Origin of the sequence: Roseovarius aestuarii, from assembly GCF_019966515.1 — a bacterium.
GTDB lineage: Bacteria > Pseudomonadota > Alphaproteobacteria > Rhodobacterales > Rhodobacteraceae > Roseovarius > Roseovarius aestuarii.
Map to the genome: position 1 here is coordinate 1 of NZ_JAIMIB010000007.1, position 22,240 is coordinate 22,240.

Sequence of the window (22,240 nt, forward strand, 5' to 3'; positions counted from 1 at the left end):
TAAACATGCGCCCACCAGTACCTGAAACCTTATTAGAGAAACCTCAAATCAGTGGTACGGAAACAGGGGGCTAGACAGCGACCGAAAAGCTGGCTCATCTGGTTGCCGATCTGGAACGCTCAAACCGCGCCCTTGACGAATTCGCCTATGTCGCCTCGCACGATCTGAAGGAACCACTGCGGGGCATCACCATCAACGCCAACTTTCTGCTGCGCGAGAAACCCTCCGCGGCGGTAAAGAAACGCGGCCAGCGCATTGTGGAATTGGGCGTGCGCATGGAGAACCTGATCTCGGACCTGCTGCGGTTCTCTCGTCTTGGCCGCGACAAGCACAGAGAGGCCATCGTCGATACAGAGATGGTCGTCGAAAAAAGCCGCAAGCTGTTCGAGGAGTTCACCGACGAGACGTCCGCACAGCTAACGATAGATGCCAAGCTTCCCGATGTGAAAGCGGACCCTGCCCGCGTGTTGACCGTATATCAGAATCTCATCGCGAATGCATTGAAGTATAATAAGTCGGGCCCAAAAGTCATACAGGTTGGATTTACCGACTGCGCGAGGATTGGTGACAAAGAGATAGCTGATGCATTTTACGTGCGTGACAACGGCATCGGCATTGACGCCAAGTTTCACGATAAGGTCTTCGAGATTTTCACGCGACTGAACAGTTCAAGCGACTTCGGCCCGGGTACCGGGGCTGGTCTGGCTTTCGTCAAACGGATTGTCGACGAATGGGGTGGTGATTTTGGCGTCACGTCCTCTCCGGGAAAAGGATCGACATTCTTCTTTTCGATGCCCTTATCCAAACGCACCAAGAGGTCGGCGGTACCGGCGCCCGAGCTCAGTGAAAGATCGGCGCACGAATGACTTTTCAGGCAAAAACCCGGCCACGCCGCGTTTGCGGGAAAAACTCCGACTGGGCCGAAGGGAATCGCATATGATAGACGCAGCTAAAAACCGGGTTATCCTGATTGTCGAAGACAACATCGATGATTTTGAAGCCGTTGAAAGCGCCATTTTGAACACAGGCAATTTTGCCGGGCTGATCAAGCGCTGTGCCTCCGGTCAAGAAGCGCTGGATATCCTGACAGCAGCCGGAACCGGCCCGCACTCTGCTGCCGCCCAGCAACCCTCCCTGATTATCCTAGATCTGAATTTGCCCGGCCTTACGGGGCTTGAGGTCTTGGAACGCATCAAAAGCGATGGCCGGTTGCAGATGACACCGGTAGTCGTGATGACATCGTCGACAGATCAGCGCGACATTAACGCTTGTTATCGTGCGGGTGCGAACGCATATCTTCAAAAGCCGATGGAACTGGATAGGCTGTTTTCATCAGTATCCCGATTAACCGCCTTTTGGCTCGATACTGCAATATTAGCTGTCTGATCTTATTCGGGTGCGATGCGACTGAACCTCTCCATGTCAACGAGTCCATCGCTATATCCAGGAACACGACGTTGACGGTCGAGAATATCATGGGCCGAGGACGACGTGGCGCCCCCATTCTGGAACCCAAGGCGGACATGAGATATGCGCGCAAATCCCTTGTTCGCGGATCGTTCCGGAAGATACTAATGCAGTCCCTTCAATCCGAAATGGCGCAGTCCGAACTCACCAATTCCTGTCTATGTCGTTGATCAACTTTTCCGGAACCTCGAACCGAAAAGGACCACTCGCGCAATTGCAGCGAAAGCCCAGCATGTCTCGCTGAACGGCCGCCCGTAATCAAAAGAATGCTGCCCTCAGCACGAACGGCGACTTCCGGAAAGCCGGCTATCCGAACCAAAATCCCTTTGAATTGGGAGGCGCAGGAAAAGCACTTGCTAAACGCTCAATCCGCAAATTCCCTGTTAATTCTCTGATCGCCGGTCAAAATTTCCCTTTATTGAAAGCAGGGAAGTCTGTGTGTGAGTGGCTGGGGTGGTAGGATTCGAACCTACGATCTCCTGTACCAAAAACAGTTGCCCTACCGCTAGGCCACACCCCAATTGTGACGTGCTAGTTACTCTGGACTTTGGTTTGGTTCAAGAGCGGAAAAAGAAAAAATAACCGAAAACGGTCAATCATCTCGAACGGGCGAAACAACTTGCAGGATCAGTCTAGTATTTCGTCTTGTTTAATACCCCAAAGGCGCGACTTCGGCGCCCAGCCCTTGTAACCCGCCGCCGACAACCGGCACCAGTCCTTGTTGCATTCGTTGACCCGGGCGATCACCCCCAGTTCCAGCCGGGCGACGACCATCGACTGCCGGTCAGGGCGGGCGAAAATGTCCAGCATGTCGTGTTCAATGATCGCCGTGCGCACGCCTGAAAGCAGCGAATAGTGAATCCAGCCCCCGACCCCGTCGCGATCCCGCACGCGCCGCCAGTGCCCGTGTTCCGCGGTGATCTCAAGCGGGACATCCTTGCGGGTAAATACCCAGTCGATCTGGTGGGTCAGGCTGGGGCCGCGCCGGACATTACCTTCGCTGGCCTTCAGCGAGACATAGCGCGGCAACGGCAGATTTGTGACCGGGCCGCGATCCTGTGCCGCGACCATACCGCTCAGGATCAGCACCAGCACTCCGGCACATACGACGAGTGATTTCATGACCTGCGTCCGATATCTGCTCAAACAATTTTGCCGGGGTTCTTGTGCCCCGACCTTTCCTGCGTCACTCTGGCATCAACGCGCCGAAATTGCAAAGAACAAGGAGGGCCCGAATGCCATCTGCACGCCTGAGTGTTGTTGTAACGCGACGCCTGCCGGAACCCGTCGAGAAACGTCTGGGAGAGCTGTTCGACGTCAACCTGCGAGACAGCGACGACCCGATGAGCCGCTCCGAGCTGGCGCAAGCGGTCCGAACGGCCGATGTTCTGGTGCCCACGCTGAGCGACCGGATCGATGCGGGGATGATCGCACAGGCCAGTGACCGGCTGAAACTGATTGCGAATTACGGCGCGGGTGTAGACCATATCGACGTCCATACCGCCCGCCAGCACGGCATCCTGGTGTCGAATACGCCCGGCGTGTCGGCTGATGATACCGCTGACATGACGATGGGGCTGATTCTGGCGGTAACGCGCAGGATGCCCGAGGGACTGGCGGTGATGCAGAAGGGTGAATGGCACGGCTGGGCCCCCACCGCATTACTGGGCGGACGTATCGCCGGGCGGCGTCTGGGCATTCTCGGCATGGGCCGGATTGGTCAGGCGGTGGCGCGGCGCGCGGCGGCCTTTGGTATGCAGATCCATTATCACAATCGCAAGCGCCTGCGGGCCGAGACCGAAGAAGATTTCGGCGCCACCTATTGGGAGAGCCTCGATCAAATGGTGGCACGCATGGATGTGGTCAGCGTCAACTGCCCGCACACACCGTCGACCTTCCATCTGATGAACGCAAGGCGGCTGAAACTGATGAAACCCGAGGCAGTGATCGTCAACACGTCGCGCGGCGAGGTAATTGATGAAAACGCGCTGACCCGCGCCTTGCGGACGGGCGAGATCGCTGGTGCGGGTCTTGATGTCTATGAATACGGCTCCGAGATCAACCCGCGTCTCCGGGCGCTTGGCAATGTCGTGTTGCTGCCGCATATGGGGTCGGCCACCGTCGAGGGGCGGCTTGAGATGGGCGAGAAGGTTATACTGAACATCAAGACCTTCGATGACGGCCACCGCCCCCCCGATCTGGTGGTCCCATCAATGCTCTGACGTGTTAAAATCTGCCCGAACGTACCAATTCGGCCGGAAACCCGATATACTGGGCCAAATCGAGGCTCCCCGGCGTGGCCAGAGCGCTGCAACGGCCATCCCGGGTAGGCCAATTCGGCGCAAATCGCTTTCCGCGCGCGAAGCACGCCGCTATGGTGCGCGCCAATGACAATCGGACCGACAGGATCGGGATGAACAAGAATATCAAAGACGCCTCGACCATCGTCACGTCGCAACCCATCGGCGCGACCGTGCAGATCGTGGTCGACACACTGTTTGCCCGCATCAAATCCGAGGAATACCCGATCGACACCCGCCTGCCCTCCGAACGCACCCTCGCCTCGGAGCTGGGTGTGGCGCGCAACACCGTGCGCGAGGCGCTGGATGTGCTGGAAAACCAGAAGGTCATCCGCCGCCGTGCCGGGTCGGGCAGTTTCGTCACCTACCGGTCCGGCACCCCGCGCAATGCACCCGAAAACTCTGTTGCCGATGAAACCAGCCCGCTGGATCACCTCGTGGTCCGTGGCATTCTGGAGCCCGAGATGGTGCGCCTTGCGGTCGTCAATATGACACCCCGAATGATCACCGAGCTGAGCGAAACACTGTCGCAGATCGAAACCATCCAGACCGATATGGACCAGTTCATCGAGCTCGAGGAAAAGCTCTACATGCAGATCGCCGAAGGCACCGGCAACCCGCTTCTGGCCTCGTGCTACAAGCTTTCGATCGACACCTACCGCCAGAGCTTCCGCACCAAGCTCCGCCGCCGCAACCTGACGCCCAAGCGTATTCAGGACTATCAGAAGCGCTACAACACGCTATTCAACGCCATATCCTCCCGCGATGTCGCCTCGGCGGTCGAATTCATCAAACTGCATCTGGTCGAAGAACAGCAATTACTGCTGCAGGAGTTTTAAACGCGTCCCCCACAGGTCTGCATTGCGGGACTTTGTTGCCATTCGCTGAATGACCGCTCTCAAAAGGTCTTGATGTTCAAAGACGATATTAGCCATCTGGTATAGTCCGCCAGCGCCGCGTCGTCTCTGGAGCAATAGGTCCATTTCTGCTGGCGCTTTGCTACGATGAACCCGGCACGCTTCAAGAGTTCAATATGGCGGCTCATGGTTGGCTGACTTACTCCGAAATGTTCCGCCAGAAGCTGCACGCATACACCGATCTCTACAGGATCTGCGGATTCCTGTTTGGAGAAATGCGTCGCTGGATCGTCCAGCAAGCGAAGCACCTCGATGCGGGTCTCGTTGGCAAGTGCCTTGACTTGATCTTCTCTGTTTGGCATACCCATAGATAAATAGCGAATAAGCTATATGTCAATGAATAAATGAAAGCGAAGCGATGCTAGAGCTGAAGGAGCGTTTCTCATATCAAGGGCAGTCCGTCGCCTGGGGCTCGATGGGTGAAGGCGATCCGATCGTTCTGATTCATGGGTTTCCTTGGTCCGCGCAAGCATGGCGGTCTATCGCACCTTGGCTAGCGAAGACCCACAAGGTCTATTTCTTCGACATGCTCGGCACGGGCCTGTCAGAAAAAGGCTCCGACCAGAATGTGACTGAGTCCGTTCAAAGCGATGTGTTGGAGGACTTGATCGGCGACTGGGGTCTCACGCGCCCTCAGGTGGTCGGTCATGACTTTGGCGGGTTGTGCGCGTTGCGCGGTCACTTTGTGAACGGCATCGAATATGGCAAACTCCATCTGGTGAATGCGGTCGCGGTGTTGCCATCTGGCTCGCCCTTCTATGCCCATGTCGCGAACCATGAGCCTGCTTTCGCAGGGCTGCCGGACTACGCTCATGAAGCACTCTTTCGGGCCTACATTCAGGCGGCGGCGCATTATCCGCTGCGCGAAGACTCGATCCAGATGTATTTTAAGCCTTGGTCGGACGAGGTGGGGAAAGCCGCGTTCTACCGTCAGATCGCACATGCCGACCTGGCCAATATCGAAGATGCGCAGAAACTCTATGCGGAACCCGATTTTGATGTCCACATGACATGGGGAATGCGCGACACGTTCATTCCTTCTAAGCAAGGACGCGAGGTACAGAAGCTGCTCAAGGCAAAGAGCTTCACGCCCATCCCGGATGCGTCGCACATCGTCCATGAAGACGCACCGGCGGCGTTGCTGGGGTCGCTGCTCAACAGCATCTAATCGCGAATTCGACAGTCGGCGAACGAGACATTCGCTGCACACTGACTAATGACGAGGTTCGGCTCAATCCGGCCGTACACAGGTGCCACGTTTGGCGATTAACCCGAACCTTGGGGAAGGATGTCAGGTACGCCTGAAGAAATCTCCGACAGCATCTCACCGGGTAGTCAGGACAGATCAAACCCCTTTCTTCGTATGAAATCACCAAAGTCCTGACGTTCCGGCAGGGCATATTGGCGGCTTTTGTCTTCGGACCAGCAATAGTCATCGGCAACACCGAAAACATCTGATGCGGTCTGGCTGGCATAGGGTTGCGCGGCCTCGCGTCGCTGGTCGTACTCCGTGATTTTCGCTTCGATATCGGTTTCAGAATACCTGTCCGTGTGCACCGTCGCCGACAGCGGCAGACGCATGCTTATTTTGACCGTTGGGTGCCTTGGGTACCCGAATGCCAGCCCCGCCACGGGAAACACGTGATCCGGCAAACCAAGCAGGTCGCTGACGGCTTCAGCCTCGTTTCTGATTGCACTCACGGGGCAACAGCCAAGCCCCATATGCTCGGCCGCCGTGATAAAAGCGGAAAGCGCGATACCCGCATCGACCGCCGCATTGAAAAACGCATCCAGATGATCATTGGCAAACCGATGCCCGTGCATCTGATGCAGCTTGCGTTGCCGTCTGTTATTGCCACAGAACACCGCGAAATTCGGCGCATCTGCCAGCCATGTATCGGGGCCGACCAGATCAATCAGTCTCTTTTTAACCGACTGATCCCGCAGGATAATAATATCGCGCTGTTGCAGGTCACTTTTCGTCGGCGCGGCCAGCGCAGTGGCGCAGAGAAGCTTTGTAAGAGCCGGGTCAACCTCTTCGGGCATGAAATCCCGGCAGGACCCCCGGGCGACCATCCCGGCCAGAGGTGACTGAGCCTGATCCAGCGGACCGACGTCCAGTTCCTCGCCATATCGGTATTTCAGGTTCTGGGAAATCGTGTTCATGTTGGTCTCCGGCTCGTATCATATTGGTCGTTACACGAGAGGCACGACGGGCAGGCCCATCAACTCTCCACCGTCCGCGCGCTCAACTCCGGCCCCGCGTCTGGGCGGTTCACGCGCTGCTGCCACATCTGGCCCAGATCCAGCATCTCGGCCTTCAGAAGTTCGCTGTGTTTCGCCAGCCAGTCGGGGACCGAGCCAAACTCGACGATTCGCGCCTTACCCTTCTGCACCGTGACCACCGGCCAGTCGCCAATCAGGGCGTTATTGATGCCGAAGATATCCCTGCCCCACCACTCTGCATGACCAAAAGCATGGGTCACATGGCCCAGCTGTTTCATCGCCGCCAGCACCGACACCGGATTGACCGTGCCGGCCTTCTCAACGGCAGCATGCCAGATATCCAAAATCGCCGCGTATTCCCAACTCACCGCGCTCCAACTGCCCGGAAACTTGTTGTTGTATTCTTCGTAGAACACATTGGGTTGATTGAAGAAAAACGCTTTCTCCCGCAGTGCCGGATCGTCGAAATCGGGGAATTGGAACAGCACGCCTTCCATGAAGTCACGGCTGGTTTTCTCGACCAGCACTTCGTAATGATCCAGCGTGCAGGAAACAATCTGGCCTTCATAGCCCTGTGCATAGGCATATTCCGTCATCGCATGTACCATCGGCGTATAGCTGGTGCACCAGCACAGGATGTCGGGATCGAGATCCAACATCGGCTGCACGATCCCGGCGACATCCCCGCCCTCTGCCGGGTATTGCACCTCTTTCACGACCCGCACGCCTGCTGCCTTGAACGCCGCCCGGTAGGTGGCGAGCGACGGCAGCCCCATCCCGTCGGCCTGGGTGCACATCGCTACGGTCTTCAATTCGGGCCGGGTGCGGGCCAGCCAGTCGACACCGGTCGCCACGTAAATCGGATGCACTTCGCTGAGCGCAACCAGATAAGGCGTGTCGGGGCTGAGGTCGCTGGGCAGCAGGGTCGAGGTCAGGATGCGCCTCTCTCCCAGGAAATCCGCCACCGCGGCAAAGCTGTCGCCGCCCAGCATCATCATCAGCTTGATGTCGTGTTCCTGCACCAGCTGCATCGCACCCTCGCGCGCCTCGACCGGGTCATCGCCGCAATCATAGGCGTGAATGCGGATCGGATAACGCCGCCCACCAATCAGCAGACCGCCCGCGTTATTCAGCCAGCTTTCCCAGATGCGGCAGCCGTGCAATCCCGGCAATCCCCAGGATTCGACCTGGCCCGATAGCGGCGCCAGAAAGCCGATATCGACGGTTTTCGCCATCCCCACGGATAACCTGGGCAGTGCGCCGGAAATCGCCAGTCGTTGTGCAAAGCTCGAAGATTCCATGATTTCTTCTACATCCTTCTTCTGTCCCGCCCAATCAATTTACCGGCGCGATCCGAATATGGTTGACATATTGGTACAGTATTTGGCTTATTAAAAGGAACCAAAAGTACCAAATGATAAATTTTGGTTCATACCAATCGCAGGGAGAACATCTGAATGGCCAAGAAACGCGTTGCAATCATCGGGGCCGGTCCATCCGGACTGGCTCAGCTCCGGGCATTCCAGTCCGCCGCCAAAAAGGGCGAGGATATCCCCGATATCGTCTGCTACGAAAAGCAGTCCGACTGGGGCGGGCTCTGGAACTACACCTGGCGCACCGGCGTCGATGAGGATGGCGAGCCCTGTCATTGTTCGATGTATCGCTATCTCTGGTCGAACGGCCCGAAAGAGGGTCTGGAGTTTGCCGACTACACATTCGACGAACATTTCGGCAAGGAAATCGCCAGCTACCCGCCGCGCGCGGTTCTGTTTGATTACATCAAGGGCCGGGTCGAAAAGGCCGGTGTGCGCGACTGGATCCGCTTCAACAACGTGGTGCGCGACGTGCGTTTCGATGACAGCACGGGCAAATTCACCGTCCGCGCCCGCGACAGCAAGGCCGACAGCGAAACCGAGGAAGAATATGACCACGTGATCGTTGCCTCGGGCCACTTCTCAACCCCGAACGTGCCCTATTACCCTGGTTTTGAGTCCTTCAATGGCCGGGTATTGCATGCCCATGATTTCCGCGATGCCCGCGAATTCAAGGACAAGGATATCCTGATCCTCGGCACGTCTTACTCCGCCGAGGACATCGGCTCGCAATGCTGGAAATACGGCTGCAAGTCTATCACCGTGGCCCATCGCACGGCAGCAATGGGCTATGACTGGCCCGAGAACTGGCAGGAAGTGCCGGCGCTGGTCAAGGTTGACGGTAACACCGCACATTTCAAGGACGGCACCAGCAAAGAGGTGGACGCGGTCATCCTCTGCACCGGCTATCGCCACCATTTCAACTTCCTGCCCGATGATCTGCGACTGAAGACCGCCAACCGGCTGGCGGCGGCGGACCTCTACAAGGGCGTCGTCTGGAACCAGAACCCGCAGATGTTCTACCTGGGCATGCAGGACCAGTGGTACACGTTCAACATGTTCGACGCGCAGGCCTGGTGGGTACGTGACCAGATCATGGGCAAGATCGCCCTGCCCGACGCCGCCACGATGGAGGCCGATCCGAAGGCCCGCGAAGCCGCCGAGGACGCGCTGGAGGATGATTACGCCTGCATCGCCTATCAGGGCGCCTATGTGCAGGAACTGATCGACGAGACGGATTACCCCAGCTTTGATGTCGAAGCCGCCAATCAGGCCTTCTACGCGTGGAAAAAGCACAAGAAGAAAGGCATCATGGAGTTCCGCAACCACGGCTACACTTCACCGATGACCGGCAAACAGGCCCCTGCACACCACACCCCGTGGAAAGATGCGCTGGACGATAGTCTCGAGGCTTATCTGCAAACCGACAAACAGGCGGAAGACGCCTGACAGTCCGCCGCTCCGATCTCTCCGCAATGATCGGAGCGGTGCTTTTCCCGAGCTGACACACCGGCTGCGTCTGGGCGTTTTGTTGCCGGAAACAATAGATAGTGCTGAAGAAGGATTTATTGCATAGCGCAGTAAAGCACTGGCGGCATCATCACCGGGACCGCAGTGTAACTAAATAGCGGCTCGGGTCTTTAGTCGAAAACAGATCGCGTAAGCCATCTACAAAGTACTTTACGATACGACGCGGATTGTCCGGCAAATGCCCCAGCACTATTTTCAGCGGATCGACCGCAGGGCGCAGCGGCACTTCAATGACGGTATCCCCTGCATATGTTATGTTAGTTTCCGGACGCATATGCAGGAGCGAACAACCAACGCCTGCACCAACCAGGCTGCGCACCATCTCAAGCGTTGTTGCTGTGCTTGCAACAAGTGGTTTGACGTCAGCGATTTCAAATACCCGGCTATAGTACTCACTGACCACAGGCAGATCGAGTAAAACCAGATTTTCGTCAGCCAGATCGGACAGCGAAACGCAATCCCGCTCGGCGAATTTGTGCTGCTCTGGAACGAGAAGGTAAGCAGGGACTTCGATAAGGGTTTCGTAGGTAACGTCAGGCTGCATGCTTTCCGCAACACATAAAATGACGTCAAACCTTCCGGAAACCAAGCCAGCCTGAGCTGTTTGGTTGTCGCATTCAGTGAATTTGATGTCGACACGAGGATTGTCTTTTAACATTGCATGCGCAATGCCGGGCAGGAATGCGGGCGCGACTGGCGCGTAATAGCCGATGCGCAACGTACCGGTCAGCTGGGTACGCATTTCAGCACCCGCACCCATCAATGTCTCATACTCATCCAGTAGGTGCTGAATTCGGCTCATCAATATCTGACCGGTGGCCGTCGGCGCGATGCCCTTGGCCCGATGCCGGGTTGTTAGTTTCAACCCGAATGCGTCTTCTACCTGATTGACCGCCGCCAGTACGGCAGAGGGCACGACATGCATTTCCTTTGACGCCTCGGTAATGCTGCCGTTGTTCACGGCAGCCATGAAATAGCGCAGAGCTTTCAGGCTGGTATCCATAGTTCTCCTAATTCATATTTTATGACTTTAATATTGAACTTTTTCCGTTTTTCAAAAGATATAATTTGCGCTTATTTGGGAGATGCATTGAGAAAATTGGAGGTAGCGATGCAAAGCCATGCGCGCGTTGTCGTCGTTGGTGGCGGTGTCGGCGGATTGTCAGCATTATATCACCTGACCCAAGAGGGTTGGACTGATGTCGTCTTGCTGGAACGCAATGAATTGACGTCTGGCACCACATGGCATTCAGCGGCCCAATGCCCGAGTGTGGCATTCAATCAACTGCTGCTTTTGCTGCGCGATTATACAATCAATCTTTATAAGGAATTGGCCGAAGACGCGGCATATCCGATCAACTATCACTATGGCACGGGCGGGATGCGCCTGCTGACCAACCCAAACCATGTCGACGAAGTGCATCACATCATGTCGGTGGCCAAAGGGTTGGGCATCAATTTTGAATTGCTGGATCCGGTCGAGGCCAAACGGCGTAATCCTCTGCTGGAAACGCAGGGGGTTCTGGCCGCACTTTGGGATGAAAAGGACGGTGACATTGATCCTGCACAGCTGTGTCAGGCGCTGGCCGCGCGTTCGCGCAAGGCGGGCGCTGCGATCCATCGCAACTCTCCGGTCACGGGGCTGAAGCAACTGCCCAATGGCGAATGGCTGGTGACAAACGACAAGGGCGCCATCACGGCCGAACATATCGTCATTGCTGCCGGATACCGCGTGAATGAGGTTGGCGCATTGATGGGAATTGAATACCCGGTCATTGCCATGGAACACATGTATTTCGTCACTGAAGACATTCCTGATCTGGTCGCCCTTGACGAGCGGGTGCCGATGGTACGTTGCCCGCGCGATACGTTTTATATGCGCCAAGAGAAAAAGGGCCTGCTGGTTGGCATATATGAACATGACTGCAGGACCTTCGGCATGGATGGAATAGACCCCGATTTTGTGAATGCCCTTTGCCCTGATGATCTGGATCGTCTGTTGCCGAAAATGGAGCCGATCTTTGATCGTTTGCCCTGCCTTCAGGAGGTTGGGATCAAGTCGGTGGTGAACGGGCCGATATCCTATGCCTCCGACGCAGGGCCGTTGGTCGGTAAGCAACCGGGGTTGCGTAATTGTTGGTCAATGAACGGGCTCAGGGTTGGCATCGGCGAGGGCGGCGGTTACGGCAGAATGCTGGCCCAGATGATCGTACATGGCGAAACCGAGTGGGACACCTGGCAACTTGACCCGCGTCGAATCACCAGCTTTGCCAATACAGAATACACTGCGCTGAAATCGATCGAAGATTATCAGCATGAATTCCGTTGGCACCTGCCGCATGAACATCGCCCCGCTGGACGGCCCGCCAAAGCATCGCCCCTTTACCCGGTGCTAAAGGCCAAGGGTGCCGAATTCGGAGTGGTCAACGGCTGGGAACGCACGGACTTTTACAAGCCGAGTAACGATTTCACAGAAAGCCACGGCTATAGGTTCCAGAATTCGCACGATGTTGTCGGCGCCGAAGTCAAGGCGTTGACAAATAACGTGGGCCTTGCCGAACTGTCGGGCTTTAATCGCTACCGGATCAGCGGCACGGGCACGCTGGAGTGGCTCAGCAGCCTGACCTGCTCACGCCTCTCTAGCAAGAATGGCAAAGCGTCGCTGTGCTATTTTCTGACCCCGAATGGCAATATTGCCGCTGAGGCAACGATTGTGCCGCTGCCCAGCGGCGACATTTTCTATGGCTCTGCCGCAACGGCAGAATACCACGACATGGATTGGTTGACGGAACGGTTGCCCGAAGGGGCCGATATCCGCATTGAAAGCTGCACCAACACGCACACGATGCTGGTCGTCGCTGGTCCAAAAACCCGTGATTTGCTGACCTCTGTATCGCCCCGCACAAAGTGGGGGCAGCAGGACTTCCCCTGGTTGACCGCACAGCGCGTTTTCATTGGCCATGTTGAAACCCTCGCCCTCGCGATCAGTTACTCGGGCGAACAGGCATTTGAGCTGCACATTCCGAACAGCCAGCTCTACGCTGCCTATGAAATCCTGACCCACGCTGGCGCGCAGTTCAACCTGACGCATTTCGGCATGTACGCGATTGATTCCATGCGTCTGGAAAAGGGCTATGGCCACTGGAAAGGTGACTTCGTCACCGAGTACAACCCTATCGAGGCGGGCCTGCACCGCTTCGTCGATCTGGACAAGGAGTTTCCCGGCAAAAAAGGATTGCAAGCTCAGATGGCCGCGGGCAATCGTAAGGAAAGGATCATTCTGGTCTTGGACACCAGCGAGGCCCCCGCTCAGCCGGGAGAAGGTGTGTTCGTGAACGGTACCTCGGTCGGGTCGATTACCTCGGCAGCATGGGGCTATCGCACGGGCAGCAACCTTGCAATGGCCTATGTAAATCCGGAACACGCGGTTATTGGTTCGGTCGTCGATGTGCTTTTGTTCGGAAAGCCTGTTCAAGCCACCGTCTGCAAATCCTGTTTGTTCGATCCCCGAAATACTATACCCCGAGGTATCGCATGACCAAAAAGCCAGTGCGCAAAACCCGTGCCGGAAAACGTGCAAACTATTGCTCGGTGAACATTTTCCAACACACGTAATCCGAGACATTGATGACCATATCCGGCCGCGGTTTCGGATACACCTCGCCGTCAGGCGTATGTGTCAGGCGAACAAAGGCGTCTGCTTAAAAGCCCAAGAACCCTGTTTGGCTTCCCTTTTAAGGAAGCGTGAAGTTGCCCCAAAACCTGACATCTGCTCAGTTGCCACGGGTTCACGCTTAGTCCGCTATCCAGTCGCTTCCCTTAACCTGCCTTCACCGCCGTTCCCACCCGCGCGGCACGGAAGCCCCAGCCGTCGCGACCAATCGACCGGCAGAGGATCAGCACCGGAACAAGGCCGAAACCCACCAGCACCAGCGACGGTACAGCCGCTTCGGTCAGACGCTCATCGGCAGCCAGCCGGTGGGCCTGCACGGCCAGGGTCTGGAAATTGAACGGGTGCAGGATCAGTGTGGCCGGCAATTCCTTCATCACATCGACAAAGACGATAAGCAGCGCGGTCAACACCGATGTACGTGACACCGGCAGATGCACGCGCCACAAGAGTTTCGGCGTACTTTGGCCCAACGAGCGGGCTATGGCATCGAAATGCCCCGGCACCGTCGCCATGCCGCTGTCGTAGGCGTTCAATGCGGCGGCCATGAACCGCGCCATGTAGGCCAGCACCATCAGCCAGATCGACCCGGTGATCAGTAGCCCGGTCGAGATGCCGAACCGCGCCTCCATCACCCCGTCGATCAGGTTGTCGAGCGCCGCCAGCGGCACCATCAGCCCCACGGCTATCACGCCCCCCGGCACCGCGTATCCCAGCCCGGCTCCAATCACCAACCCGCGCGAGCTGCGCCCGGGCCGGGTGCGCGCCCGAAACCCGATCAGCACCGCGCCGATCACCGTCAGAACCGAGGCAATCCCCGCCAGCGTGACCGAATTCCACATCAGGTCAGCGTAACGCTCCGATAGCAGGCTCTGGCCTGATCCCTGCGCCATCACCCCCAGCATGATGACCGGAATGACAAACCCCAACAAAACAGGCAGGAAGCAGATCACCATCGCAACCCAACCGGGTGCGCCGGTCAGGCGTGGCTTTTCCATCGCTTCGAACCGGGCGCCCCGTCCCGCCGTGCGCGCCTTGCCGCGCTGCGCCCGTTCGAGGCCCGCAAGCAATAACGCGAAGCTCAGCAAACATAGGGAAAGCTGCGCCGCCGCGGCGCGGTCTCCCAGTGAAAACCACGCCTGATAGATGCCGGTGGCAAAGGTCTGGACGTTGAAAAACGCCACCGTGCCGAAATCCGCAATCGTCTCCATCACTGCCAGAAGCGCACCCCCGGCAATTGCGGGCCGCGCCATTGGCAGCGCCACCCGCCAGAACGCCCTGAGCGGCGAGCGCCCCAAGGTGCGTGCCACCAGAAACGCGTTCGATGATTGCTGCCGGAACGAGGCCCGGGCCAGCAGATAGACATAAGGGTACAGCACCACGGTCAGCATCATCGCCGCCCCACCAAGCGAGCGGATTTCGGGGAACCAGTAGTCCCGCGGCCCCCAGCCCATCACCTCGCGCAAGAGCGTCTGCACCGCGCCGGGATGATCCAGCAGGTCGGTATAGGCATAGGCAAGCACATAGGCGGGAAAGGCCAGCGGCAGCGCCAGCGCCACCTCAAGCCATCTGGATCCGGGAAAGCGATAAACCGTCACCAGCCAAGCCGTGACGCTGCCAATCACCGCCGTCGCCACACCGACGATCACGGCCAGCGTCAGCGTGGTGCGCACATAGCGCGGCAGCACCGAGGCGAGGATCTCGCGCCAAGTCTGCAAATCGCCGGTAAACGCCGCCAGCGCGGCGGCCACGATGGGCGCCACGCAACAGACCACGACCAACCAGGCCAGGCGATGCAGCAAACGTTCGGTCATGGATTTCCCTAAGACAGTAACCCGAGTATTTTGATCAGTATTACCTGAACCTTCAGAGGTCAATCGCTCAGAACCATGTCGACCCGTTGAAAAACGCCTTTTGCATGCGCTCGATCACAGCAGCAACGCAACAGGCACAGCAGCATCTCAAAAAGACCGGATTTCCGTCCTGAAGCGCACAAGACGTTTACAATAAGCCGCCAACGGCGTGTTAACACTATCCATATCACTCTGGCGCGAGATCTCACGGAGGTTCCGCCAAAACCGGCAGGAACTGAACAGCATCAACACCCCCTACATGAAGCCGCCGAAAATTTCCTGATTGCGTGACATCGCTTCGACCTTTTCGGTTGCACGATCGCCCAGCGCATAAACCACATCCTGATAAAGCAGGTTCAGGCCGAAATGCAGGCCCACCGGTAGCGGCAGGAAAAACTGTCCCTCATTCGGATAGGTAAAGACAAAATCCGCAAGCTGGCTGCCCCAGTCGCAAAACTCGTCACACATCAGGATGACCTGATAGCCGTTCTTTTTCGCCTGCTCCGCCAGAACCGGCCCGTGCGAGGCATAGCGGAACATGTCGATGATCAGCAGGCATTTGCTATCGGTTTCCTGTGAAAAAACTTCGGTGTAGACGCCGTCGCTGCCCGACACCATCGACACGCCGGGGCGCACGTAGTTCAGCCGCATCGCCAGGCCGGTCGCCAGATATTGGTAAAGCTGAAATCCCACGATGGCTACGAAGTCGGATTGTGCAACCGCCCGCACGGCAGATTGCCATTTCGGCGACGTCCGCAGGTGCAGCGCCGCATTTATACCCAGCTCCGCGATTTCGCCGTCCCTGCCCGCGCTCTGAGTCGTCTTGGCGCGCACAAAACTCTGATACCGGTCACCCACACGGGCCGAACGCGGGCCGGAAAACTCGTGCCGTGCCTGATTCCTCAACTCCGACGCGCGCTCGAATCCCAGCTTCCTGAAAAAGCGGCTGACCGTCATCGGACTGACCTCAAGCTTCTCGGCGATTTCCGCGCTTGTCTCCAGCGCCAACGCCTCGGGGCGGCCAATCAGATATGTCGCAACGCGTTGTTCCAGCTTTGTAAAGTCAACATCGCCGTCCCGGATCATATCTTCGATTTTCAGCGGCATGCGTCCCCCGCGTGATTAGCTTTATCCACCAGAATTCTTCATTAGAGGAATAAATGTTTTCCGGTTGACTGGTATCCCTATCCCATTACTATAGTTCATGGTACTTCCATACCAAAGGTAAATCTAACCAAACATGCGACGGAGGAGGAAACCAGCGTTATCAGCCAAACGGCGATTGCTAACGTGGCGGTAACAAGCCTTTACTCCTTCCCAGAATCGCGACAACCTTACCATCATGACAGGGCACGGGCGTGACCAACGCCCGCATTCACCCGTCCAATCAGGGAGAATAAGATGAAAACACTAAGAACATTAACGGCTGCCACAGCCATATTCCTGGGTGCGGTCGGCATGGCGCCGGCACAGACACTCAACTTCGCCTATGACGCCGATCCGGTGTCGCTGGACCCGCATGAGCAGCTGTCGGGTGGCACGCTGCAACTCAGCCATATGATCTTTGACCCGCTGGTGCGCTGGAACAGCGAGCATGGCTTTGACAACCGCCTGGCCGAAAGCTCCGAGCGGATCGACGAGACCACCGTGCGGTTCAAACTGCGCGACGGCGTGAAATTCCATTCCGGCAACCCGATGACCGCGGCCGATGTCGTCTGGACCATCAACCGCCTGAAGGAATCGCCTGATTTCAAAGGCATCTTCGCGTCCTGGGCCTCGGCCACTGCCGTGGATGACCTTACCGTCGAGATCAAGACAGACGGCCCCAACCCGCTGGTGCTGCACACGGCGACCTATGTCTTCCCGATGGACAGCAAGTTCTATGAGGAAGGCGGCGCGGATATCGTCAAGCACGGCGACAGCTTTGCCTCGAAAACCGTGTCGGGCACCGGCCCCTTCACCATCACCGAGCGCGAACAGGGCGTCAAAGTCGTCTTCACCCGCAACGCCGATTACTGGGATACGGACAGCCCCGGCAACGTCCAGACCGCGATCCTGACTCCGATCAAAGAAGCGCCAACACGTGTGGCCGCTCTGCTGGCCGGCGATGTTGACTTCATCGCGCCGGTTCCGCCCACCGATCTGGAGCGGATCGAGTCTGATCCCAACACGCAGCTGGTCACCATGAGCGGCACGCGCATCATCACGCTGCAGCTGAACCAGCAGCGGCACGAGGCGCTGGCCAACATGAAGGTCCGTCAGGCGATGGCCTATGCCATCAACAACGAAGGCATCGTTCAGAAGATCATGAAGGGCTTTGGTACTGCCGGTGAACAGATGTCGCCCAAGGGCTATATCGGTCACAACCCCGACCTGACGCCACGTTTCGACCTGGCCAAAGCGCAGGCGCTGATGGAAGAAGCGGGCTATGCCGACGGGTTCGAGGCGACAATGATGTGCCCCAACAACCGCTACGTCAACGACTTCAAAATCTGCGAAGCGTCGGCAGCGATGTTGGCCAAGATCGGCATCAAGATCGACCTGACCACCATGCCCAAGGCGCAATACTGGCCCAAGTTCGATGAGCGCGCCGCCGACATCATGATGATCGGCTGGCATTCGGATACCGAGGACAGTGCCAACTTCTACGAGTTCCTGGCAATGACCCCGAACGAGGACACCGGTCGTGGCCAGTACAACTCGGGCAACTACTCGAACGCCAAAGTGGACGAACTGACCGAGGCGTCGCTGGTCGAAACCAAGGGTGACACCCGCGCCGAGCAGCTTCAGATGGTCGAAAAGATCCTGCATGATGAAGCGGCCTTTATCCCGCTGCACTGGCAGGACCTGGCCTGGGCCGCACGTAGCGGCGTCAATATCGAGCCCGTGCTCAACGTGATGAACTTCCCCTATCTGGGCGATCTGGTCATCGAATAAACAAACCTGCGGGCCGGAGAAACCTCCGGCCCGCTGCCATTTAAGCGCCAGGTTCATATGCATATCCTAGCTTTCCTCATCCGCCGCGCCATTCAGGCCGTGATCGTGATGTTCGTGATTTCAATCATTGGCTTCTCCATTCAGGACAATCTGGGCGATCCGCTGCGCGAACTTGTGGGTCAGTCGGTGTCCGAGGCCGAACGCCAGACCCTGCGCGACGAACTGGGTCTCAATGATCCCTTCCTTGTCCAATACGGCCGGTTCCTCGGCAACGCATTGCAGGGTGATCTGGGCACCTCCTATTTCTTCAAACGCCCCGCGCTTGACGTGATCATGGATAAATTCCCCGCCACGTTCGAGCTGGTGCTAGGCGCCACCTTCATTTTTCTCGCACTGTCGATCCCCGGCGGCATCTACTGCGCCATCAACCGCGAGAAATTCATCGCCAAGTTCATCATGACCGGCTCGATCATCGGCATCTCGGTGCCGGTCTTCCTGACCGCCATTTTTCTCGTCTGGATATTCGGGGTGGAACTGCAATGGCTGCCCGCCTTTGGCCGGGGCGAGACGCTGGAAATGCCCTGGGGCTGGGATACCGGCTTTCTCACCATCGACGGGCTGGCGCACCTGATCCTGCCCTCGGTTGCGCTCAGCTCGATCATGCTGCCGCTTTTCATCCGACTGATCCGGGCCGAGATGATGGAGGCGATGGGCACTGACTACGTCCGCTTCGCCAAGGCCAAGGGCCTTTCCACCGCCCGTGTGCGTTACGTGCACGCGTTCCGCAACACGCTCTTGCCCGTCGTGACCGTGGGCGGTTTGATGATCGGGACGCTGATCGCCTACACGATCCTGACCGAGACGGTGTTCCAGTGGCCCGGCATGGGGTTCCTCTTCCTTGAAGCGGTGAACCGCGTCGATACCCCGCTGATCATCGCCTATATCATCGTCGTCGGCCTGATCTTCGTGGTGGTCAACACGCTGGTCGATTTCATCTACACCCTCATCAATCCGATGGTGAAACTTCCGGGAGCCAAATCATGATCACATGGCAAGGCTTCCTCAAACGGTTTTTCGGCGATCCGGTCGCCATCGGCGCCGGTATCGTGCTTCTGGTCCTCGTGCTGATGGCCGTTCTCGCGCCACTGATTGCGCCACAAAACCCCTATGACCTGCTGCAGCTCGACATCATGGACAGTGAAATGCCCCCCAGCTGGAAACCGGGCGGCGATGAGCGCTTCCTTCTGGGAACGGACGCGCAGGGGCGCGGCGTGCTTTCAACCATCATGTACGGCACCGGCATCTCGCTGATCATCGGCATCGGCGCCGTCGTGGTCCAGGCGGTTCTGGGCATCACGCTGGGCCTGATCGCGGGCTATAAAGGCGGCTGGATCGACAGCTTCCTGATGCGCCTCGCCGATATCCAGATGTCGCTCTCGACCCTGATGATCGCAATCATAGTGCTGGCGCTGTTTCAGGCCGCGTTCGACGCCAATATCTATGCCGATTACGCGATCTTCATGCTGATCATCATTATCGGCGTCGCTGAATGGCCGAAATTCGCTCGTACCGTGCGGTCGTCGGTGCTGGGGGAAAAGAACAAGGAATATGTCGATGCCGCCCGTGTCATCGGCCTGCCCGCCCGCAAAGTGATGTGGGGCCATATCCTGCCCAACACGCTCACACCCGTGCTGGTCATCTCGACCATTCAGGTGGCCGAGGCGATCATGACCGAAGCGGCACTCAGCTTCCTCGGCCTCGGCATGCCGGTCGACCGCCCGTCGCTCGGCTCGCTCATTCGCTCAGGCTTCGAATTCGTCTTTTCGGGCCAGTACTGGATCACCTTCTACCCGGCGCTGGTGCTGATCGCGCTGGTACTTGCACTGAACCTGCTGGGCGACTGGCTGCGCGACGTGCTCAATCCGAAACTGCGGCGGGGAGAAGACTGATGGCCATGCTCGAAGTCAAAGATCTGCACGTCGCCTTCCCACGCGGAAAACATGACGAGGTCGAGGCCCTGCGCGGCGTCTCCCTGACGCTGGAAAAGGGCGAACGCCTGGGCGTCGTGGGCGAATCCGGTGCCGGTAAATCCATGCTCGCCTTCGCCATCCTCAACCTGATCGCCGAACCTGGTCGGGTCAGCCACGGCACGGTCAAGTTCAACGGGGAAAACCTGCTGGACCTCAAAGAACGCCAGATCCGCGACATCCGCGGCAACCGCATCTCGATGATCTTTCAGGACCCGATGGTGACCCTCAACCCGGTGCTCTCCATCGGCGTGCAGATGATGGAAACGCTGCGTGCCCACCGCAAGATCAGCGACAAGGAAGCCCGCGCGCTCTGTATCGCCAAACTGAAAGAGGTGGCGATCCCATCCGCTGAATCCCGCCTCGATGCCTATCCACACGAACTTTCCGGCGGCTTGCGCCAACGTGTCGTCATCGCCATCGCGCTCCTGACCGATCCCGAGATCATCATCGCCGACGAGCCCACCACCGCGCTCGACGTGACCATTCAGGCCGAAATCATGGCACTGATCCTCAAGCTCTGCCGCGAAAAAGACGTGGCGCTGATCCTCATCACCCACGACCTTGGCGTCGTGGCCGAGGTGACGGAAAAGCTGATGATCATGTATGCGGGCAAATGTGTCGAAACCGGCCCTACCCGCCAGATCATCGACACCCCTAGACACCCCTATGCCAGCGGGCTGCTAAAGGCCCTGCCCCAGCATGCGGGCCGGGGTACCCGGCTCTACCAGATCCCCGGCTCGATGCCACCGATCACCAACCTGCCCAAGGGCTGCACCTATCATCCGCGCTGCGATTTCGCGACCCAGCGGTGCCACGGCGGCGAGCCGGATCTTGTTAATGGTGTCGCTTGCTACAACCCGCTGACATCCGACTCCGCGAACCGAACCGAGACAAAGACCGAGGCCGAGACATGAGCACCCCCAGTGTAAATTCCGGGCCGATTGTCGAAACCAAAGGGGTCGAGGTCCGCTTCCCCCTGCCGACGCATTTCCTTTCCCGTGAAAAGCCGGTGCTGCACGCGCTCAACACCGTCAATGTCTCGATCATGCCGGGCGAAAGCTTCTGCGTGGTGGGTGAAAGCGGCTGCGGCAAGACTACCCTTGGCCGCTCCATACTGGGGCTGAACTCCCCCACCGCGGGCGAAATCTACTTCCGCGGCCAGCGCATCGACCAGATGGACGAGGCGACGCGCAAACCGGTGCGCCGCGACATGCAGATGGTGTTCCAGAACCCCTATGCCTCGCTCAACCCGCGCCGCAACGTGTTCGAAACCCTGGCCGAGCCGGTGCGCCATCTGATGCCCGAGCTCTCCGCCAACGAAGCCCGCACCCGCGTCGAACAGGTGTTGTCCGAGACCGGCTGCGATCCAAGCTGGCAGCGCCGCCTGCCCCACGAGTTTTCCGGCGGCCAGCGTCAGCGCATCGCCATCGCCCGCGCGCTGGTGACAAACCCCGCCTTCGTGGTCGCGGATGAACCGATCTCGGCGCTGGATGTTTCGATTCAGGCGCAGATTCTCAACCTGCTCACCGAATTGCAGCAGGAACGCGGGCTGACCTATCTCTTCATCACCCACGATCTCAGCGTGGTGCAGCATTTCGGCACCCGGGTCGCGGTGATGTATCTGGGTCAGGTAATGGAACTGGCCTCGGCCGAAACCATCTTCGCCGAACCCAAGCACCCCTACACCCAACTTCTGCTCGAAGCGATCCCCAAGCTTGAGGGTGGATCGTTCGACAAGCCGCGCCAACCCGGTGAGTTGCCCGATCCGGTGAACCTGCCCAAGGGCTGCCCCTTCGCCGCCCGCTGCCACATGGCGCAGGATCGCTGCCGCCAGGAACGTCCGCAGCTACGCGGGCTGCCCAACGGCACCGAGGTCGCCTGTCATTTCGCCGAATAGCACTGGCTGGTTCTGCACCCGATCGCCAAAGCGTACGACC

19 protein-coding genes and 1 tRNA gene are annotated in these 22,240 nt (G+C 58.1%); 12 read left to right on the forward strand and 8 right to left on the reverse strand.

Annotated elements, in window-relative coordinates:
* The first annotated feature begins 110 nt into the window (after positions 1–110).
* Both LC334_RS10135 and LC334_RS10140 read left to right on the forward strand, forming a co-directional pair.
* On the forward strand, positions 111–866 hold the full coding sequence (locus tag LC334_RS10135) for a sensor histidine kinase (RefSeq protein ID WP_223412954.1): 756 nt from the start codon (positions 111–113) through the stop codon (positions 864–866).
* A gap of 70 nt (positions 867–936) precedes the next feature.
* On the forward strand, positions 937–1,386 hold the full coding sequence (locus LC334_RS10140; protein ID WP_085800590.1) for a response regulator: 450 nt from the start codon (positions 937–939) through the stop codon (positions 1,384–1,386).
* A gap of 526 nt (positions 1,387–1,912) precedes the next feature.
* Here LC334_RS10140 and LC334_RS10145 read toward each other — a convergent pair.
* Together LC334_RS10145 and LC334_RS10150 are read right to left on the reverse strand one after the other, a co-directional pair.
* Positions 1,913–1,987 (reverse strand) — tRNA-Gln (locus LC334_RS10145).
* Between the two features lie 107 nt (positions 1,988–2,094).
* Positions 2,095–2,589, reverse strand: coding sequence for an SH3 domain-containing protein (locus tag LC334_RS10150; protein ID WP_085800589.1), 495 nt, complete (start codon positions 2,587–2,589; stop codon positions 2,095–2,097).
* Between the two features lie 113 nt (positions 2,590–2,702).
* Between LC334_RS10150 and LC334_RS10155 the strand changes: the two genes are divergently transcribed.
* Together LC334_RS10155 and LC334_RS10160 are read left to right on the forward strand one after the other, a co-directional pair.
* On the forward strand, positions 2,703–3,689 hold the full coding sequence (locus LC334_RS10155) for a 2-hydroxyacid dehydrogenase (RefSeq protein WP_085800588.1): 987 nt from the start codon (positions 2,703–2,705) through the stop codon (positions 3,687–3,689).
* Positions 3,690–3,880: 191 nt separating this feature from the next.
* Positions 3,881–4,606 (forward strand): FadR/GntR family transcriptional regulator, encoded by a 726-nt coding sequence (locus LC334_RS10160; protein ID WP_085800611.1) that lies wholly within the window; start codon positions 3,881–3,883, stop codon positions 4,604–4,606.
* 59 nt (positions 4,607–4,665) lie between these two features.
* On the opposite strand, the gene LC334_RS10165 is transcribed toward LC334_RS10160, so the two are convergent.
* Positions 4,666–4,986 (reverse strand): ArsR/SmtB family transcription factor, encoded by a 321-nt coding sequence (locus LC334_RS10165; RefSeq protein WP_085800610.1) that lies wholly within the window; start codon positions 4,984–4,986, stop codon positions 4,666–4,668.
* Positions 4,987–5,042: 56 nt separating this feature from the next.
* Here LC334_RS10165 and LC334_RS10170 point away from each other — a divergent pair, with 56 nt between their 5' ends.
* Positions 5,043–5,852 (forward strand): alpha/beta fold hydrolase, encoded by an 810-nt coding sequence (locus tag LC334_RS10170; RefSeq protein ID WP_085800587.1) that lies wholly within the window; start codon positions 5,043–5,045, stop codon positions 5,850–5,852.
* Positions 5,853–6,019: 167 nt separating this feature from the next.
* On the opposite strand, the gene LC334_RS10175 is transcribed toward LC334_RS10170, so the two are convergent.
* A complete protein-coding gene (locus tag LC334_RS10175) occupies positions 6,020–6,850 on the reverse strand; it encodes a nitroreductase family protein (RefSeq protein ID WP_223412944.1) in 831 nt (276 codons plus the stop codon).
* A 59-nt stretch (positions 6,851–6,909) separates the two neighbouring features.
* Entirely contained in the window at positions 6,910–8,211 is a 1,302-nt protein-coding gene (locus tag LC334_RS10180) for an ABC transporter substrate-binding protein (RefSeq protein WP_085800586.1), read from the reverse strand.
* A 156-nt stretch (positions 8,212–8,367) separates the two neighbouring features.
* On the opposite strand from LC334_RS10180, the gene LC334_RS10185 reads away from it, so the two are divergent.
* Positions 8,368–9,732 carry a flavin-containing monooxygenase gene (locus LC334_RS10185; protein ID WP_085800585.1) on the forward strand — a complete coding sequence of 455 codons (1,365 nt, stop codon included), beginning with the start codon at positions 8,368–8,370 and terminating at the stop codon, positions 9,730–9,732.
* A 151-nt stretch (positions 9,733–9,883) separates the two neighbouring features.
* Here LC334_RS10185 and LC334_RS10190 read toward each other — a convergent pair whose 3' ends face one another.
* The gene (locus LC334_RS10190; protein ID WP_085800584.1) at positions 9,884–10,816 is read right to left on the reverse strand and encodes a LysR family transcriptional regulator; all 933 of its coding nucleotides are present in this window, start codon (positions 10,814–10,816) and stop codon (positions 9,884–9,886) included.
* A 108-nt stretch (positions 10,817–10,924) separates the two neighbouring features.
* On the opposite strand from LC334_RS10190, the gene LC334_RS10195 reads away from it, so the two are divergent.
* Positions 10,925–13,351: a GcvT family protein gene (locus tag LC334_RS10195; RefSeq protein ID WP_085800583.1), complete on the forward strand. Its 2,427-nt coding sequence runs from the start codon at positions 10,925–10,927 to the stop codon at positions 13,349–13,351.
* Between the two features lie 281 nt (positions 13,352–13,632).
* On the opposite strand, the gene LC334_RS10200 is transcribed toward LC334_RS10195, so the two are convergent.
* Together LC334_RS10200 and LC334_RS10205 are read right to left on the reverse strand one after the other, a co-directional pair.
* Entirely contained in the window at positions 13,633–15,297 is a 1,665-nt protein-coding gene (locus LC334_RS10200; protein WP_085800582.1) for an ABC transporter permease, read from the reverse strand.
* A 294-nt stretch (positions 15,298–15,591) separates the two neighbouring features.
* Complete coding sequence (locus LC334_RS10205) at positions 15,592–16,443, reverse strand: MurR/RpiR family transcriptional regulator (RefSeq protein ID WP_085800581.1); 852 nt, start codon at positions 16,441–16,443, stop codon at positions 15,592–15,594.
* A 294-nt stretch (positions 16,444–16,737) separates the two neighbouring features.
* On the opposite strand from LC334_RS10205, the gene LC334_RS10210 reads away from it, so the two are divergent.
* From LC334_RS10210 to LC334_RS10230, 5 genes are read left to right on the forward strand one after another with little or no spacing between them, the layout of a single operon-like run.
* Positions 16,738–18,273, forward strand: coding sequence for an ABC transporter substrate-binding protein (locus LC334_RS10210; protein ID WP_085800580.1), 1,536 nt, complete (start codon positions 16,738–16,740; stop codon positions 18,271–18,273).
* Positions 18,274–18,330: 57 nt separating this feature from the next.
* The gene (locus LC334_RS10215) at positions 18,331–19,317 is read left to right on the forward strand and encodes an ABC transporter permease (protein ID WP_223412945.1); all 987 of its coding nucleotides are present in this window, start codon (positions 18,331–18,333) and stop codon (positions 19,315–19,317) included.
* A complete protein-coding gene (locus LC334_RS10220) occupies positions 19,314–20,222 on the forward strand; it encodes an ABC transporter permease (RefSeq protein WP_085800579.1) in 909 nt (302 codons plus the stop codon). Before LC334_RS10215 ends, LC334_RS10220 begins: the two co-directional genes overlap by 4 nt.
* The gene (locus LC334_RS10225) at positions 20,222–21,217 is read left to right on the forward strand and encodes an ABC transporter ATP-binding protein (RefSeq protein ID WP_085800578.1); all 996 of its coding nucleotides are present in this window, start codon (positions 20,222–20,224) and stop codon (positions 21,215–21,217) included. The genes LC334_RS10220 and LC334_RS10225 overlap by 1 nt, the downstream gene beginning before the upstream one ends.
* Positions 21,214–22,200, forward strand: coding sequence for an ABC transporter ATP-binding protein (locus LC334_RS10230; RefSeq protein WP_085800577.1), 987 nt, complete (start codon positions 21,214–21,216; stop codon positions 22,198–22,200). Before LC334_RS10225 ends, LC334_RS10230 begins: the two co-directional genes overlap by 4 nt.
* The last annotated feature ends 40 nt before the right edge of the window (positions 22,201–22,240 follow it).

Bases quoted from the DNA above. Each gene is read 5' to 3' on its own strand.
- LC334_RS10140 (WP_085800590.1), top strand. From the start codon at position 937: ATGATAGACGCAGCTAAAAACCGGGTTATCCTGATTGTCGAAGACAAC.
- LC334_RS10150 (WP_085800589.1), bottom strand. From the start codon at position 2,589: ATGAAATCACTCGTCGTATGTGCCGGAGTGCTGGTGCTGATCCTGAGC.
- LC334_RS10155 (WP_085800588.1), top strand. From the start codon at position 2,703: ATGCCATCTGCACGCCTGAGTGTTGTTGTAACGCGACGCCTGCCGGAA.
- LC334_RS10160 (WP_085800611.1), top strand. From the start codon at position 3,881: ATGAACAAGAATATCAAAGACGCCTCGACCATCGTCACGTCGCAACCC.
- LC334_RS10165 (WP_085800610.1), bottom strand. From the start codon at position 4,986: ATGCCAAACAGAGAAGATCAAGTCAAGGCACTTGCCAACGAGACCCGC.
- LC334_RS10170 (WP_085800587.1), top strand. From the start codon at position 5,043: ATGCTAGAGCTGAAGGAGCGTTTCTCATATCAAGGGCAGTCCGTCGCC.
- LC334_RS10175 (WP_223412944.1), bottom strand. From the start codon at position 6,850: ATGAACACGATTTCCCAGAACCTGAAATACCGATATGGCGAGGAACTG.
- LC334_RS10180 (WP_085800586.1), bottom strand. From the start codon at position 8,211: ATGGAATCTTCGAGCTTTGCACAACGACTGGCGATTTCCGGCGCACTG.
- LC334_RS10185 (WP_085800585.1), top strand. From the start codon at position 8,368: ATGGCCAAGAAACGCGTTGCAATCATCGGGGCCGGTCCATCCGGACTG.
- LC334_RS10190 (WP_085800584.1), bottom strand. From the start codon at position 10,816: ATGGATACCAGCCTGAAAGCTCTGCGCTATTTCATGGCTGCCGTGAAC.
- LC334_RS10195 (WP_085800583.1), top strand. From the start codon at position 10,925: ATGCAAAGCCATGCGCGCGTTGTCGTCGTTGGTGGCGGTGTCGGCGGA.
- LC334_RS10200 (WP_085800582.1), bottom strand. From the start codon at position 15,297: ATGACCGAACGTTTGCTGCATCGCCTGGCCTGGTTGGTCGTGGTCTGT.
- LC334_RS10205 (WP_085800581.1), bottom strand. From the start codon at position 16,443: ATGCCGCTGAAAATCGAAGATATGATCCGGGACGGCGATGTTGACTTT.
- LC334_RS10210 (WP_085800580.1), top strand. From the start codon at position 16,738: ATGAAAACACTAAGAACATTAACGGCTGCCACAGCCATATTCCTGGGT.
- LC334_RS10215 (WP_223412945.1), top strand. From the start codon at position 18,331: ATGCATATCCTAGCTTTCCTCATCCGCCGCGCCATTCAGGCCGTGATC.
- LC334_RS10220 (WP_085800579.1), top strand. From the start codon at position 19,314: ATGATCACATGGCAAGGCTTCCTCAAACGGTTTTTCGGCGATCCGGTC.
- LC334_RS10225 (WP_085800578.1), top strand. From the start codon at position 20,222: ATGGCCATGCTCGAAGTCAAAGATCTGCACGTCGCCTTCCCACGCGGA.
- LC334_RS10230 (WP_085800577.1), top strand. From the start codon at position 21,214: ATGAGCACCCCCAGTGTAAATTCCGGGCCGATTGTCGAAACCAAAGGG.